The following is a 14160-nucleotide window of genomic DNA, read 5'->3' as shown; positions in this document are numbered from 1 at the left end:
GAGATACTCGCCTTTTTTTAGCTTGCTTTCCCGCTGGCAAGGTACTCGGCAAAAAATTCATCAGCCGGGATAGGCCTGCCGCCAAGGTATCCCTGAAATTCAAGACAGCCGAGGTTTGAGAGCAGTTCTTTTTGCATCAAGGTCTCCACACCTTCAGCAATAACCTTTAAGTTAAGATGGTGTGCCATTGAAATGATCATCGAGACAATAGCTTCGTTTCCATTTTGATGCTCCATTTCCTTAATAAAAGACTGATCGATTTTCAGCCTGTCGATATTCAGTTTTTGAAGATAGCTTAAGGAACTGTAGCCTGTTCCAAAGTCATCCATGCTGATTTCGATTCCTCTGTCTCTTAGCAGGGAAAGTTTCATGTTTGCCTCAAGCTCATTGTCCATCATGGCTGTTTCAGTTATCTCAAGCTCTAGACTCGAGGCCCTTATATTGTAATCAGAGAGAACATCGTCGATTGTCTGCACTAAATCATCCTGATAAAGATGCAGGTGTGAAATATTGATTGAAATTCTTCCAAAGGATGCGTTTTTTCTTTCCCACAGCTGTACGTGTTTTCCAACTTCTCCAATGACAAACCTTTCAAGATCAAAGATCAGGCCAGTTTCTTCAGCAATTGGAATAAACGTTGAAGGAGGAATAAATCCAAGTTCCTTATGATTCCACCTGACCAGCGCTTCAGCCCCGATGATTGTTGACAGATTCTCTTTAAATTTGGGCTGGAAGTAAACCGTAAGCTCCCCGTACTGAATAGCTTTTCTCAATTCATTTTCGATTTTGATTTTTTCGATCATTTTATTGTTCATTTCCTGTGTATAGATGCTCCAGCTGTTAGAGCCGTTTATCTTTACATCATACATGGCAATATCCGCATACTTCAGCAGCAGTTCCTCATCCGTGCTGTGAGTCGGATAGTGGGAAGCGCCGATGCTCGCTGTTACAAGACAGTCATTTCCTCTGACCTTCATGGGCAGCCTGAAGTGATGAACCATGTCATGTGCAAGTTCATTTGCTTCCTCAAGTGAGACATCCAGCAGAATGACACTGAACTCATCTCCCCCAAGCCTTGCTGCAAACGACCTTTCGGGAAGCACAGCAGACAGACGCTCTGCAATTTTAATGAAAACCTGATCTCCAAAAGCGTAGCCATAAAGATCATTGAGCCTTTTAAACCTGTCAAAATCAAGACTCAATACAGCAAATGTTTTTTCTTTTGCGATAACTTCAGACAATTTTTGCACAAAGAATCTTCTGTTGGGCAATCCGGTCAGCTCATCGTGATATGCGAGGTAGTTAATCCGGGTTTGAGCTTTTTTGCTTTCCGTAATATCCTTTATGACTCCGTATACACCTACAACTTCATTGTTTACTACCTGCCTTACGGCTGTGATGAGAATATCGAGGTCATCACCGTTCTTTTGCTTCATTTTTAAAGAGAGATCATTATCGATAAGAGTGCCCGTTACAATTTCAGAAAAATAGTGCATCACTTTTTGATGATCCTCTTTGTGAATCAGCTCTAAAAAGCGCAGGCCAATCAGCTCTGATTCATTCATCTGAGTCATCACTCCTGCGATTTTGTTGACAGATGTAATGGTTCCCTCTAAATCTGTCGAAATAACAGCATCAGGGCTTTGATGAAACAGGGACCTGAATCTCTCTTCTTTTTCATGAATTCTCTTAGTCTGTTCATACATCATTGTATGGCTGTATAGATCCGGAATCAAAGTAAGGATAAAATTTAAAAAGAAAACGAATAGGAACGGAAGCAAATACACATATTTTCCGCCTTCTGCAAATTCAAAATCCAGGACAGATGTCATGATGACATACGGAATTCCCGAAAGTGCTATTCCTCCGATGATGCTGCCTGCTGTACGATACCTGATGGATCTGCTCTGGTTCATTGCCCTGTCCTGAAGAGCGATCAGCAAAAGTCTTACAGCCGAAAAACTGAAGGCAACTGACAGGAGCAAAGCAAAAAGAATCAGCAGCGGCTTAATTTCCAAATGATCGCTGAAAATGACCATGTAGCCGATAAAATCAACCATCACAATGCCGGCAGACATACAAAATCCGGTCTTAAAATACGCTGAGGTATTGAAATTTTCTGTGTCTCCCGATCTGATTGAAAAGACAGCGATCATGCTGCATAAACAAAAGCTGAGCACCAAATAAAAAGAGAACCATTTTTCTGAAACAGGAAGACCGGCAGAGAAAACAGCCGTTACGTGCGTCAGCCAGAACATGAACCCCAGCAGCAGGCTCATTATCCATGGATTCGTTCTAAAGGAAGGTTTTACACTGTATTTGCGGATGGCGGCAAATATAGGAGCAAGATGATAACTAGCTATGGATAAGAGCATGACAAGTAAAACCAGCAGCAAATCTGCATTCACAAACATCAATCTGAACTCCCCCCTCATCCCTTATATCGAACGAAAGCGGAGATAGTTAAGATGTTCTGTTCGTTTTTTATAAATTTTGCCCTCAGTATCCCAAACTATTTTTCAAGTTAAAAGAGTGAAATTCTAGATTGTTTCCAAAAAAATGATAAAAAGAGGTTTAAAATGCGGTATTTTGATGCAAACTATCGAACGAAAGTGAATTTCACCTTGAAAGGAGGGGAAAAAAATGAAGCAAGAGCAAAACAACAAGCAGCAGCAAAATATGCAGCAACAGCAGCAAAACCAGCAAAATCAGCAAGCTGATACAGAATTTGCACAAGAAATGAATCAGCAAAAAGCTAACAAAAAACAAAAATAAGTTTACATAGTGTAAGCTGATAAGGACGGTTTATTTAACCGTCCTTTTTCCTATGTTCCGGCAAGCGCTGAATTTTTTAAAAATCAGCATGCGGGCAGGGATTTTTACTTTTTTTATGATATAATGTTTACGTGAAGCTGCAGATGGTGCCACATCTACAGCCAAAGCAGTCAAACTGCACTCATATGGATCAGCATCATCTTTTTGATTGCACGGGCCTCAAGGAACATACCGAGGTCTATTTTTTTTGTCCGAAGCCAAGCACGGCTACAATCAGCGTAGCAAATGAAACCATCACAACTAAGCTCTCAAATATAGTCACCATTCATCCCCCCTTTCCCCAGGGGTTCAAACTGATCCATAAAAGATTGACCTGCAAGTCCATTATAACATTTATCGAACAAAACAGGAACATACGTTTGTATTTTGATGCTATTTTACTAATAAGCTCCCGAAAGAGCAAAAAAAAAAGAGAGCTTATGTGTGCCCTCAGGTTAAGTCTTAACTTTGGTGCGGTCCATTGTGTTTAAGCAGATTTGCATCTTAGCAAGTGTTCCTTTAAGCGTTTCTTCATGGTTGCACTGATCGTTCACGTACATCTCCGACAGATCATAAACGGATCTTGACAGCAGTTCGACCACGTTCTTAAGTGAATAAGCATCAGGTGCGTATCCGTCATGGAGCACTTTTCGCAGAATCTCATCACTCAGTTCTTTGATTTTAGCTGCTTTTTCTTTCTCCCTCATGATTCATCCTCCTTACGTTTCATACGTTATTACATTCGCTTCAGGAGCAGAATTCCCTTTGTATGATTCTGTCGAGAAATAATTCTGCGGCCGATGCCAGGCTGCATCAGTTATAAAAAGGCTGGGAAAAAACATAGGACAGTCGGATTTCTGAAACATTGTTCATCCACGCATTGAATAGATTCAGAGCTGAAATTCGTACAAAAAGATATGTATCTTATGTTTTTTGAACACCAGCTGGAGATTATAACGTAAGAAAATGAATAAATCCTACGCTATGGCATCATGTATCAGATTAAAAGATCCTGCGTTAATAAACATAAATAAAAAAAGGATGAATTTTACAATTACAACTCAAATTCACCCTTTTTTATTTATGTCTCAGCTGCATTTACGATGGTTCTATATGAACATGGACATGAGATATCCGGTGTTCCTTTTCCAACCTGCTTTCAACAAGATCTGTTATTTCATGGCTTTCAGTCACATTCAATCCGGCATGGACCTCAATAACGACATCAACGAGAACACTGCTTCCGAGATACCTTGCCTTAATATCCTTTATTCGGTCGACACCCGGTGTCGATTCAACGGTGGATTTAAAGCTGAGAAGCTTTTGATCATCAAAACCGTCTGTCAGAGAATGGGCGGTTTCTTTAAAGATATCCCATGCCGTTTTACAGATAATAAACCCAATGGTAATGGCTGTGAGAGTATCAAGCCACGCAATCCCGAACTGAGAGGCGGCAATACCGGCAAATGCCCCGAGACTCACGAGCGCATCTGACCTGTTGTCATGTGCGGCGGCAATCAGCGCTTTGGAATTGATTTTTACAGCCAGAGCACGGTTATACCTGTAAACACCATACATAAGGGCCGCACTGATAATGGCCGTCCATGCGGTAATTAAGCTTGGGGATTCTGTTTTCGGCTCAATAATGGACTTAAAGCCTTCAAATAATACCTGAAGCCCCACTGACATGATAATAAAAGATGCAACAAGCGCAGCAATGGCCTCTGCTTTAAAATGTCCATACGGGTGGTCCTTATCGGGCGGCTTCTGGGAGATTTTCAAACCAATCAGAACGGCAGCAGAAGCAATAACGTCTGTGCCGTTGTTCAGGCCGTCTGCAAGCAGAGCCTGAGAGGAATAAAGATAGCCGATCGAGAGTTTTGCTGCGGCCAGAATTAAATAGGATGCGATGCTCAGCCAGGCACCGCGCTCCCCCTTTTTCAGGTCATTATAAACATCCACTTGTTCACTTCCTAACGCCGGTGAATGCCGGCACAGTCTTACTTGCTGTTCAGCTGATTTGGAAGCATCTGGATCGTACTGTTCAGAGTGTCCAGTTTACTTTCAATTCTATGCAGCAAATAGAGCGTCACCACGATTGGAAATCCGACTTCACTCACTACTTGAATCCATTCTTCCATAATAGGGTTTCCTCCTTTTCCATCATTTATTGCACTAAGACTGAAAACACATCTATTCAGCTGTAAACAGCCGGCATGATTTGAATACAGGAAAGGGCCGGATCCTCCGTGCATCAGATCCGGCCCTAATCTTTAAATCGTCAGGTCAGCTACATTGCGCTCAACGATGCGGCCTCCCTTTTTGCTGATGAAGTTTCCCCCCGCTGAAAAAAATGCGTTGGATGCCAGAATTTCATCCATTGCTAATGCCACATCACCGGGCACAACAGGTTCTTTCGGAGAATCAATCATTATTTTCACGATCTTTCCTTCTTCATTTAAAAAATGAAGTTCAAGTGTTTTTGCCATAGTCCCACCTCCTTGTCTCCAGCTGTTTTTTCATTACGCCATTACTTGATGAGAATCATTGCGTTCAACATGCAAAAGCGTTTCCGTCTGCAGTTCCGCAATGGCTGCTGCTGCCTGAAGCAGCTGTTCAGGCGTTGCCGAAGTCTTAATGTTGTTGTAATTTTTGTACTTGACTGCCGGCTCGCCCTTTTCATTTACACCCATATCAAACACAAGGCGGAGCTGTGAATCAAGAATGACTGTTTCTGCCATTTCATCACCTCCTTTCATGAATGTTATACATGGATTTCATGAATGGAGTAGCTTTGTCAGGCATCATTTTTTTCATCTTTTACTTTTCATGCTGAAATTTACTGTATGTTCTCTGTTTTTTTACAGAAAATAACATTAGGTCATATTCTTTTATACATAAGACAGACAGGGATAGGCAGGTTAGAATGTGAAAACAACTAAGCTTGAAGTTTTGTTATGGAGCATAGCATTTCCGGGGTTTGGGCAGCTGCTGAACAAACAGCTGGTGAAGGGGATCCTTTTTATTGCTCTGGAAGTGATCATAAATACGTACAGCCATTTTAACAGAGGAATTATGCTGAGCTTTTTAGGGGAAATAAATACAGCTTTTCAGACGGTTGACTTTGGATGGCTCATGTTTTATCCATGCATCTACATGTATGCCATGTATGATGCTTACAAACATGCAGATGGACATCAGCCTGAGCTGTCCTTTCTGCCATTTGCATCGTGTGCATATTTCGTAACAGTCGGGTTAATGCTGTCCCCCAAAGTGAGGCTCTTTGGAGTTTTGCCCGGGCCAATCTGGCTGCCTATGCTGTCTTTAATCCCTGGACTCTCTGCTGGATTTTTCGTGAGATACCTGCTTCTCAAGATGAAATAAAACTCTCCAAGCTGTGTTTCACAACCGGAATATCGGGTAAATAATGGCTAGAGGCAAGATTTCAGCCAATCATGAATTCACTTACTCCAGCTGGCGCGGGCTTGGAACCGCAAGGACGTTTGAGAGGCAGGGCTTACGTTGTGTAAGTGGTACCGGCATGGCTGAATCAATCAGACTTTCACATAAGCACAGTCTACTATTACAACTACTTATTGCACACTGCGCTGTATGCGAGTGTGCTTTTCATTGCGGTCAAGGGGTGTTTGAATGAAGCATTTGGTGCTGCTTGGAGGAGGGCATGTTCACGCTTCCTTCCTTCAGAGAGCAAAATCAGAAAAATGGAATTGCCGCATTACATGTGTGTCTCCTTCTGAGTATCAATTTTACTCCGGCATGTTCTCCGGATTTTCAGAAGGGCTTTATGATGAAGCGGATCTCACTTTCAGTGTAGAGGCACTCTGCAAAAGAACAGGAGCGCAGTTTTTAAAAGCAGAAGCAGTTAGAATTGATCCATTGAAAAAGGAGGTTCTTCTTCAAACAGGGGAAAAGCTGGCTTTTGACATGCTCAGCCTGAACCTCGGGTCAGAAAGTCATTCCCTTTTTCCCGGTCATCCAGCAGTTCATTCCATAAAGCCTTCTTATACCTTTCCTGAAAAGATGAGGAGATTCAGAGAAGCAAACCTGCCCGTTATAGTCGGAGCAGGAATCGCAGGTTTAGAGCTTGCTTTATCCGTATCAGCATACAGAAGGAAAAACGGGTTCCCTTCAAATGTTGCGATTCTTTCAAACAGCGGCATATTGCCTTCTGCAGATGAAAATATCTCAAAAGGATTGAAACGTCTGCTTGAAGCAAACAGCATCCGGCTCTTTCTCCATCAGTCAGCTGTATCCGCCAAACTGCAATTCATACAGACAGAAGCCAGTACAATTCCTTTCGACGCAGCGCTTATCCTTACAGGACCGGCTCCGCATCCCATGCTGAAGGAAAGCGGTATTGCATGCGATGAGAAAGGATTTATGCTAGTCTCCAAAACTCTTCAATCCGTTCAGTTTCCCTATATTTTTGGTGCAGGAGACTGTGTGTCGTTTGAGGAATACCCTGGTCTTGCAAAGAACGGCGTGTATGCCATCCGGCAGGCTCCAGTCTTGTTCGATACTGTCAAGAGATTTCAGCTGGGGCAGAAGCTAAAGCCGTTCAAACCTCAAAAACGCTATATAAGCATCCTTTCCGCAGGAGATAAAAAGGGATTTCTCCTTTATGGAAATTTCTTTTTTTATGGACGTCTCCCCTGGAAAATAAAGCACTGGATTGACAAAAGATATATGAAAAAGATGAAACGCTGAAGAATTCTTCTTCAGCGTTTTACTTTGATCCATTTTTCTGTCAGCTTAGGCACAATCCCTGAAAAAAGTTTCTCTCTCCAGTAAAGGTCCGCCGTTTTTTGAACAGCTGCCGCCCTGTTTGGATAGGGATAGACCATCTGGGAAAGATCGCCGATTTTTTTCCCGAGCTGACTGGCAAATACGACCGGCTGCATCCAGTCTCCCGCTCCCTCTCCTATTGCATGGGCACCTAAAATAGAGCCGTGTTTATCCGTTATTATTTTCACAAATCCCTCTGTCTCATCTTCGGCTATAAATCTGTCCACTTCATTGAGATCAGCCTTATATACCCCAATATCCTTGTGGTTTTTCCGAGCTTCATCCTCTGTCATGCCAAGATGAAAAATCTCCGGGTGCGTATATGTAACCCAAGGCATGCTGTCATACTTGACGGTATGAGGCAATCCCAAAACTGCTTTTTGTACGACCCCTTTTCCCTCCATGCCGGCAGCGTGAGTAAAAAGCTGGCTTCCGTTAACATCTCCGATGGCAAAAATATGAGGAATGTTCGTCTGCATGGACCGGTTGACTTTTACGGCTCCTTTCTCGTCGCACTCAACACCGATTGTTTCAAGCTTTAGCCCATCACTGTTCGGTTTTCTTCCGGCTGCTACGAGAATATGGCTCACTTCAAGCGTTTTAAGGACATCATTTTGCCTTATCACAAGTTCTTTCCTGTCTTCAAAAGAAGATACTGATTCAATGGATGCTTCAGTTAAAATGGTAAATTCCTTTCCAAGCAGGCGCGCTGCGGTTTCCCTGATTTCATCATCTTCTTTTGAGAGCGGCAATGAGGACCTTTCAATAAGTGTTACTTCGGTCCCAAGTCTTGAGAATGCCTGGGCAAGCTCCACTCCGATAGGTCCTCCGCCTATAACGGCAAGGCTTTCGGGCAAAACCTCAAGCTGAAATACATTCCGGTTTGTCAAATAGCCGCAATCGCGGATGCCGTCAATATCCGGAACCGCCGGTCTTGAGCCTGTTGCAAGAATGATTTTCTTCCCTTTTAGAATTTTATCTCCCACACTGATTTCATGACTTGAAACAAAAACGGCCTCGCCGTGAATCACATCAATCCCAAGATTCTCAAACCGCTCATCGCCATCATGCTCCTGAATAACAGCTATCGCCCTTTGAACGGACTCCATCACTTTTTTCATGTCGGCTTTGCCGCCTGAGGTAAGCCCGTATGCGGCTGCTGCTTTTTTAGCGCTGTATACTTTGTTTGCTGCAGCGATAAAAGCTTTAGAAGGAACACAGCCGGCGTGAAGGCAGTCCCCCCCTAAAGCTTTCTCTTTTTCAATTAAAGCTGTCCTCGCCCCAAAGCTTGCTGCGCCTGCAGCAGCTGTCAGCCCCCCTGATCCTCCGCCAATCACAATTACGTCATATTCCATGTCTGATCCCCCTATTTCAAAATGGTTTTAGCTTCTCTCAGCCTCTGCATGGCTGTAAACAGTTCAATTGCAAAAAATAAATAGGTAATAAGAATAAGGTGATCAGTTAAAAGAATCATTAGAGAAAACAAAATAAATCCTTCTGTCCTCTCAGCCAGTCCAGCCTGATAATAAAAGGTTTTCACTCCCTGCTTTTCGCTGACGGCCCCTACTGTAAGGAAGATGGTCATTGAAAGGATAATAGAAACCGATAATAGCACAAGGGCTAGCCGCGCATCAGGAAACGCAACCGCAAGGCCTACGATGACGCTTATTTCAACCACCCTGTCAAATGTAATGTCAAGAACGGTTCCAAAGCCTGAAGGTTTAGTAAGCCTCGCCATCGTTCCGTCAACGGCATCCAAATATCCGGATAGCCACAGTACGGCCAAGGCCCATAAAGGCTGTCCGATATAAACGAAAAAGCCGGAAGATGAACCGATGATAAAAGCCAGAACCGTCACCTGATTCGCCGTGAGCCCCGCTCGCAGGAGGCTCTTTGCAGAATGTTGGATGATGGGCTGAACATATTTTCTTGCATGTGTATCTAGCATACATTTTCCTCATTTCGATTCATTGGTGAGCAGCTGTTTTACTTTTTCCCTGAAAAGAAGGGGCAAGAGCATCAAAAGAAGAAATACAGCTCCTGCAGCAGCAAGCAGCAGCACGTTCCCTTCGGCAAAGCTAGATCCTAAAAAGGTGAAGGCAATTGTACCCGGGATTACCCCTATAAAAGTTGCAGCTGCAAATGGAAGAAGCCTCACTTTTGAAATGCCGGCTGCATAGCTTATGACATCAAAATGGACAATCGGTATCAATCTGAGGATAAGCACATAGAAAAATCCGTTCTGCTCAAGCTGCTTTTTCAGTGTCTTCATTCTTTGATTTTCTGATTTCCTGAACATGTCGAGTTTGAAGGTGCCGGCTGCCAAATAGGCAACTACGGCTCCAATAGTTGCTCCGGCCATAGTATACAGTGTCCCCAAATAGGGACCGAAAGCCAATCCGCCTGCAAGCGACATGACAGACGCGGGAAAAAGAATTAACGGTCTGACTGAATATAAAACGATGTAAAGGAGCGGTGCAGCGGCCCCGAAAGATAATATCCAGTCCTTGATCGTCTTAGGCTGCAGATTCAGATAACGGCTGTTGAACCAAAGCAGTACTCCCGCTCCCGTTATAATGAAAAGCAATTTCCATACACTTTTCTTTTTCATCCTGCATCTTCCTCTTTTTCGGAATGATCAAACCACTGAATGAGTTCCGGATGAATGACTTCAACATAGACTGAATCCTGAATACCTGCCGATAGATCTGAATGGATGGTTATTCTATCATTTGCATCTTTCAGTTTAAGCGTATAGAAAGTGGCGCCATGCCTCATAAAAATGTGTTCAATTTCAGCAGCATAGCTGTATGGATACTGCTCATTCTTATCGACAGCAAGCCTTAGATTGCTGACGTGCACAAACGAGCCGCTGCCGGTCATCATCCCTTCGCTGAAGATTGAAGCAGCAGCTTCCGTTTTAGGATGCAGATAGACGGTTTCCGGGACATCTGCCTGATGAACCCTGCCGTCAGCAAGAACGGCTGCCCGGTCCCCCATGTACATCGCTTCTTCCATATCATGTGTAACAAATAATGCAGACATGCCCTCTTCCTTAAGCAGCCTTCTTACCCACATTCTCATTTTTTTCCTGAGCTCAGGATCAAGACTTGAAAACGGCTCATCCAAAAGGATCAGCTGGGGTTTCACAATGAGTGCCCTCGCAAGAGAAATCCTTTGCTGCTGGCCGCCTGATAACTCGTTTGGATAAGCATCTGAATAAGCTGACATATCCACTTTTTCAAGCATCGCAGCGACCTGTTCCCGCCGGTTTTTCTTTTTGGCGGCCTTTAAACCGTACTCAACGTTTTCAAATACCGTCATATGCGAAAAAAGCAGAGGTTGCTGAAACATCATGACGACCGGCCGTTTCTGGGGTTTACTCCAGGTTACATTCTCTCCGTTGATCTTAATTTCACCCTCATCAAGCGTCTCAAGTCCTGCAATGCACCGCAGCAAAGTCGTCTTTCCTGTCCCTGAAGGACCGACAAGCGAAACAATTTCCCCTTTGGGTATGAACAAGTCCATCCTTTTAAAAACAGGCTTTTGCTTATACATTTTTGTTAACGCGCATAGTTCTATTCCTTGATTCAAACCGATCACCTTTTCTGATATGGAGTTACTAAGCGAAGCAGCCCTTCAAACAAAAGCCAGATTCCAATTGGAAGGATGGCAAACAGCATGGAAAAACTCGCGATCACCGTGTCATCTGCACTGCTGAAGTAAGGAAAATACAGACCTGCAAGTGTAAGTACATTTCCCCCTCCTATTAGAGCTGTAAGCAAATACTGGCTTAGGGAGATTGTTGATGCCAGAAAAATAACGCTTCTTATTGACGGGATCAGCTGAGGAAAATAAATGGTGTAAAACACTTTAAACTTGCCGGCTCCAAGCAAAGCTGCCTGTTCGCCGGTCAAAACTCCCGCTCTTTCAAATCCTGAACGCATCACTTTGATGGTGTAGGGCAGAGTCGGGAGCAGGTGGATCAGGACAACACCTGAAAGCGACCCGGCCAAGCCTGCCTGGATAAACACTGTATGAAGTCCCATTGCGATCGCCAGAACCGGCACAATGACAGGTGTAAGCAGCAGCGTTTCAACTGCTGATTTCCATTTAAAAGAATAGTGGGCAAGAACCTGGGCAGCAGGTATGCCGAGCAGCAGGTTCATCACAATCACACAAACGGCAATCGTAATGGACTGAGACAAAGCTTCTGCTAGTTTTGGCTCATCCATCAATAAAGCGTATCCTCTTCCGGAAAAAGTTTCCGGAAGCAGTCCGGTCCATCCAGATGTCATACTTTTTGCGATAACGAATACGACCGGGGCTGCGAACAGAATAATCAGAACGGCCATCACAGTACGGGATCCATTCCCATGAGGCATGCTTTCAACCGTACTGGACTTCGTTATTCTCTCTCTTTGCTTATTCAGCAGGAGATAAACAGCTGCAAGAGCTGCCAGAATGACAGCAGTTGAGAGAATCATAACAGCAAATGCAGCAGGTCTTCTGCTCCAGTCGCCCGAATAAAACCACTCATAAGTTAAAACAGAAACCATTTTCGGGTAAGTCGTCCCAAGCAGAGCAGGCACTTCGTAGGCTGCGAAAATAAAAGAAAACAAAAGAATAAAGATTTCGATCAGACTGGGGATGAGCACCGGCCATTCCACCAGCTTAAAAGCATCCCATTCATTACCTCCGAGAGTATACACAGCATCTTTGCGTCCCGTATTCAGCTGCAGATAGACAGGAAGAAGGATGAGAAGAACGAACGGAATCTCTTTCCATACATATGTGAGAATAATGCCGGTCCCTTGTGAATCTTTCATCAGATCAGGAAAAGCGCCTGATGAAGAGATCAGTCCCAGTTCAACTGAAATGGACGAAATCCAGCCGTTTTGTGATAGCAGCAAAAACAGCATGTACCCCCACACAAAATGGGGGAAAAGCATTGGAATCCATGCAGCAAGCTTAAGATATCTTTTTTTCAAAAGCGGATAGACAGACCTGATAATCAATAAACCTGCCAAAATAGAAATGACTGTCGACAGCAGGGTGATTTTCAAACTGTAAACCAATGAATCCCTGAAAGACTCATTAGTAAAAAGATCGTGATACGCTGACAGGCTTTTCGCTCCATCAGGCGCCGTTAAGCTCTCAGCCGCAGCAAGCCACAGTCCTGCAAAAACCATTACTAATGTAAACAGGACTGAGGGGACGACAGGCTTCAGCCTATTTCTTTCCTGCCACTTCATTCAGCCAATTCTCCTTTAACCAGTTAACGTATTGTGCATCCACTTCAGGAACAAGCGCTTTTTGAAGGACATCCTGAGGGAGCACTGACTGTCCCCTCTCGATTTCTTTAAACTGCTTCTTTTGCTCCTCATTAAATGTTTCCGGATCAACTGCCATTCCCTCTCCCCAATATGTGCTGTCATGCTTCGCAAGCTGTGCTTCAGGAGACATGAAGAAGTTGATGGCCGTCATAGCGCCTTCCGGGTTCTGAGTGTTGAAAGGAATACCCAGAAAATGAGTGTTTCCGAGTGATCCGGAATCAAGCACGAACGATTTGGTCGTTTCAGGGAAAATTCCTTTTTCGATTAAACTTTCCGCTCTTGCTTCGTTATAGCCCATTGTCATCCACACTTCCCCGCTGCTGTACAGTCTGTCAAGCTCTGTCAGAGAATTAGGGTAGGCAGATCCTTTTTTCCAGAGAGATGGTTTCAGATCATTCAGATAGGCCCACATATCAGAGCTTGATGAGGCTGCAAGTTCTTCATCAAAACCTTCTTTCAGAAACCGCTCTGCTCCTCCTCCCGACTCATAGAAAACATGCCTTAAAAAAGCATTTCCCGTGAAGTCATTAGCATCGGGGTAGGTGAACTTTCCGGGATTTTCCTCTGCCCATTGTTTAAGTTCTTCAAGAGATGCCGGGGGATTCTCCACCTTCGCCCCGTCATAGTGAAAAACAAACTGCACCTTGCCCCACGGTGCTTCAAGACCTTCTGTTTTTTCTCCGAAATCATACTGAATATCAAGGGCATCCCTGTTGATATGTTTTTTGAAATTCGGAAGTTTTTTTGTAAATGGCCCGTAAAGAAGATCACTGTTTTTGGCATTTTTAAAGTTTTCTCCGTTAATCCAGATAATATCTGTTGAACCTTTGGTTTCTCCGGCCTTTTTCTCGTTCAGGAGCTTTTGAAGAAATTCAGGGGCGTCCATCGGAACCCGTTCAAGGTTCAGTCCGTATTTCTCTTTAAGTCTTGGCGCAGCCCAGTCGTCAATGTACTGGTTAATTCCCTCGTCACCGCCCCACATAAACATTCGGACTGTCGTTCCATCTGCCTCTTTTGCAATCTCTTCCCACGATAGATCCAGTGCCTCCCGATTTTTATTTGGAGCAGACGATTGGGAGCAACCGGCTGCCGCTGTCAACAAAATTAAAAACAGTATAAATGGCTTCATATAATCCTCCTTTAAAGGTCATCCTCTCTTCATGATGCTATTAACCTGACGCGGATTCAAGCAGGAATATGCTTT

Annotated in this window: 16 protein-coding genes; 3 read left to right on the top strand and 13 right to left on the bottom strand. The window is 43.9% G+C overall.

What is annotated here, in order from left to right; genetic code table 11:
* Positions 1–17: 17 nt before the first annotated feature.
* Positions 18–2414 (bottom strand): putative bifunctional diguanylate cyclase/phosphodiesterase, encoded by a 2397-nt coding sequence (locus ACTSEZ_RS03355; protein ID WP_369732798.1) that lies wholly within the window; start codon positions 2412–2414, stop codon positions 18–20.
* A 229-nt stretch (positions 2415–2643) separates the two neighbouring features.
* Here ACTSEZ_RS03355 and ACTSEZ_RS03350 point away from each other — a divergent pair, with 229 nt between their 5' ends.
* A complete protein-coding gene (locus ACTSEZ_RS03350; RefSeq protein WP_267881635.1) occupies positions 2644–2775 on the top strand; it encodes a hypothetical protein in 132 nt (43 codons plus the stop codon).
* Positions 2776–3013: 238 nt separating this feature from the next.
* Here the strand turns inward: ACTSEZ_RS03350 and ACTSEZ_RS03345 are convergent, their stop codons facing one another.
* From ACTSEZ_RS03345 to ACTSEZ_RS03320, 6 genes are all read right to left on the bottom strand, one after another.
* The gene (locus ACTSEZ_RS03345) at positions 3014–3100 is read right to left on the bottom strand and encodes a putative holin-like toxin (RefSeq protein WP_369733073.1); all 87 of its coding nucleotides are present in this window, start codon (positions 3098–3100) and stop codon (positions 3014–3016) included.
* Between the two features lie 169 nt (positions 3101–3269).
* Entirely contained in the window at positions 3270–3521 is a 252-nt protein-coding gene (locus tag ACTSEZ_RS03340) for a hypothetical protein (protein ID WP_369732797.1), read from the bottom strand.
* 391 nt (positions 3522–3912) lie between these two features.
* Entirely contained in the window at positions 3913–4776 is an 864-nt protein-coding gene (locus tag ACTSEZ_RS03335) for a cation diffusion facilitator family transporter (protein ID WP_369732796.1), read from the bottom strand.
* A 38-nt stretch (positions 4777–4814) separates the two neighbouring features.
* Entirely contained in the window at positions 4815–4955 is a 141-nt protein-coding gene (locus ACTSEZ_RS03330) for a YvrJ family protein (RefSeq protein WP_029281653.1), read from the bottom strand.
* 132 nt (positions 4956–5087) lie between these two features.
* Positions 5088–5303, bottom strand: a complete 216-nt coding sequence (locus tag ACTSEZ_RS03325; protein WP_369732795.1) for a DUF2922 domain-containing protein — start codon at positions 5301–5303, stop codon at positions 5088–5090.
* 33 nt (positions 5304–5336) lie between these two features.
* Positions 5337–5555, bottom strand: coding sequence for a DUF1659 domain-containing protein (locus ACTSEZ_RS03320; RefSeq protein ID WP_369732794.1), 219 nt, complete (start codon positions 5553–5555; stop codon positions 5337–5339).
* 187 nt (positions 5556–5742) lie between these two features.
* Here ACTSEZ_RS03320 and ACTSEZ_RS03315 point away from each other — a divergent pair, with 187 nt between their 5' ends.
* Together ACTSEZ_RS03315 and ACTSEZ_RS03310 are read left to right on the top strand one after the other, a co-directional pair.
* Positions 5743–6198 (top strand): hypothetical protein, encoded by a 456-nt coding sequence (locus ACTSEZ_RS03315; RefSeq protein WP_369732793.1) that lies wholly within the window; start codon positions 5743–5745, stop codon positions 6196–6198.
* Between the two features lie 267 nt (positions 6199–6465).
* Positions 6466–7542 carry an NAD(P)/FAD-dependent oxidoreductase gene (locus ACTSEZ_RS03310; protein WP_369732792.1) on the top strand — a complete coding sequence of 359 codons (1077 nt, stop codon included), beginning with the start codon at positions 6466–6468 and terminating at the stop codon, positions 7540–7542.
* Positions 7543–7553: 11 nt separating this feature from the next.
* On the opposite strand, the gene ACTSEZ_RS03305 is transcribed toward ACTSEZ_RS03310, so the two are convergent.
* The 6 genes from ACTSEZ_RS03305 to ACTSEZ_RS03280 are packed head-to-tail and all read right to left on the bottom strand — an operon-like array spanning position 7554 to position 14085.
* Entirely contained in the window at positions 7554–8975 is a 1422-nt protein-coding gene (locus ACTSEZ_RS03305) for a dihydrolipoyl dehydrogenase family protein (protein WP_369732791.1), read from the bottom strand.
* Between the two features lie 11 nt (positions 8976–8986).
* A complete protein-coding gene (locus ACTSEZ_RS03300; protein WP_369732790.1) occupies positions 8987–9568 on the bottom strand; it encodes a CDP-alcohol phosphatidyltransferase family protein in 582 nt (193 codons plus the stop codon).
* A 9-nt stretch (positions 9569–9577) separates the two neighbouring features.
* Positions 9578–10231, bottom strand: coding sequence for a TVP38/TMEM64 family protein (locus ACTSEZ_RS03295; protein WP_369732789.1), 654 nt, complete (start codon positions 10229–10231; stop codon positions 9578–9580).
* Positions 10228–11214 (bottom strand): ABC transporter ATP-binding protein, encoded by a 987-nt coding sequence (locus tag ACTSEZ_RS03290; RefSeq protein ID WP_369732788.1) that lies wholly within the window; start codon positions 11212–11214, stop codon positions 10228–10230. The genes ACTSEZ_RS03295 and ACTSEZ_RS03290 overlap by 4 nt, the downstream gene beginning before the upstream one ends.
* A 5-nt stretch (positions 11215–11219) precedes the next feature.
* Positions 11220–12875: an ABC transporter permease subunit gene (locus ACTSEZ_RS03285; protein ID WP_369732787.1), complete on the bottom strand. Its 1656-nt coding sequence runs from the start codon at positions 12873–12875 to the stop codon at positions 11220–11222.
* Positions 12853–14085, bottom strand: coding sequence for an ABC transporter substrate-binding protein (locus ACTSEZ_RS03280; protein WP_369732786.1), 1233 nt, complete (start codon positions 14083–14085; stop codon positions 12853–12855). Before ACTSEZ_RS03280 ends, ACTSEZ_RS03285 begins: the two co-directional genes overlap by 23 nt.
* Positions 14086–14160: the final 75 nt, after the last annotated feature.

Origin of the sequence: Metabacillus mesotrionivorans, assembly GCF_052171315.1 — a bacterium.
Taxonomy (GTDB): domain Bacteria; phylum Bacillota; class Bacilli; order Bacillales; family Bacillaceae; genus Bacillus_P.
The sequence above is the reverse complement of the archived record's forward strand: the minus strand, read 5'-3'. Positions and strand labels throughout refer to the sequence as shown.

Excerpts from the sequence above, each read along its gene's own strand:
- ACTSEZ_RS03295 (WP_369732789.1), bottom strand. The coding sequence starts at position 10,231 with ATGAAAAAGAAAAGTGTATGGAAATTGCTTTTCATTATAACGGGAGCG.
- ACTSEZ_RS03320 (WP_369732794.1), bottom strand. The coding sequence starts at position 5,555 with ATGGCAGAAACAGTCATTCTTGATTCACAGCTCCGCCTTGTGTTTGAT.
- ACTSEZ_RS03350 (WP_267881635.1), top strand. The coding sequence starts at position 2,644 with ATGAAGCAAGAGCAAAACAACAAGCAGCAGCAAAATATGCAGCAACAG.
- ACTSEZ_RS03305 (WP_369732791.1), bottom strand. The coding sequence starts at position 8,975 with ATGGAATATGACGTAATTGTGATTGGCGGAGGATCAGGGGGGCTGACA.
- ACTSEZ_RS03345 (WP_369733073.1), bottom strand. The coding sequence starts at position 3,100 with ATGGTGACTATATTTGAGAGCTTAGTTGTGATGGTTTCATTTGCTACG.
- ACTSEZ_RS03280 (WP_369732786.1), bottom strand. The coding sequence starts at position 14,085 with ATGAAGCCATTTATACTGTTTTTAATTTTGTTGACAGCGGCAGCCGGT.
- ACTSEZ_RS03355 (WP_369732798.1), bottom strand. The coding sequence starts at position 2,414 with ATGTTTGTGAATGCAGATTTGCTGCTGGTTTTACTTGTCATGCTCTTA.
- ACTSEZ_RS03330 (WP_029281653.1), bottom strand. The coding sequence starts at position 4,955 with ATGGAAGAATGGATTCAAGTAGTGAGTGAAGTCGGATTTCCAATCGTG.
- ACTSEZ_RS03325 (WP_369732795.1), bottom strand. The coding sequence starts at position 5,303 with ATGGCAAAAACACTTGAACTTCATTTTTTAAATGAAGAAGGAAAGATC.
- ACTSEZ_RS03310 (WP_369732792.1), top strand. The coding sequence starts at position 6,466 with ATGAAGCATTTGGTGCTGCTTGGAGGAGGGCATGTTCACGCTTCCTTC.
- ACTSEZ_RS03340 (WP_369732797.1), bottom strand. The coding sequence starts at position 3,521 with ATGAGGGAGAAAGAAAAAGCAGCTAAAATCAAAGAACTGAGTGATGAG.
- ACTSEZ_RS03285 (WP_369732787.1), bottom strand. The coding sequence starts at position 12,875 with ATGAAGTGGCAGGAAAGAAATAGGCTGAAGCCTGTCGTCCCCTCAGTC.
- ACTSEZ_RS03300 (WP_369732790.1), bottom strand. The coding sequence starts at position 9,568 with ATGCTAGATACACATGCAAGAAAATATGTTCAGCCCATCATCCAACAT.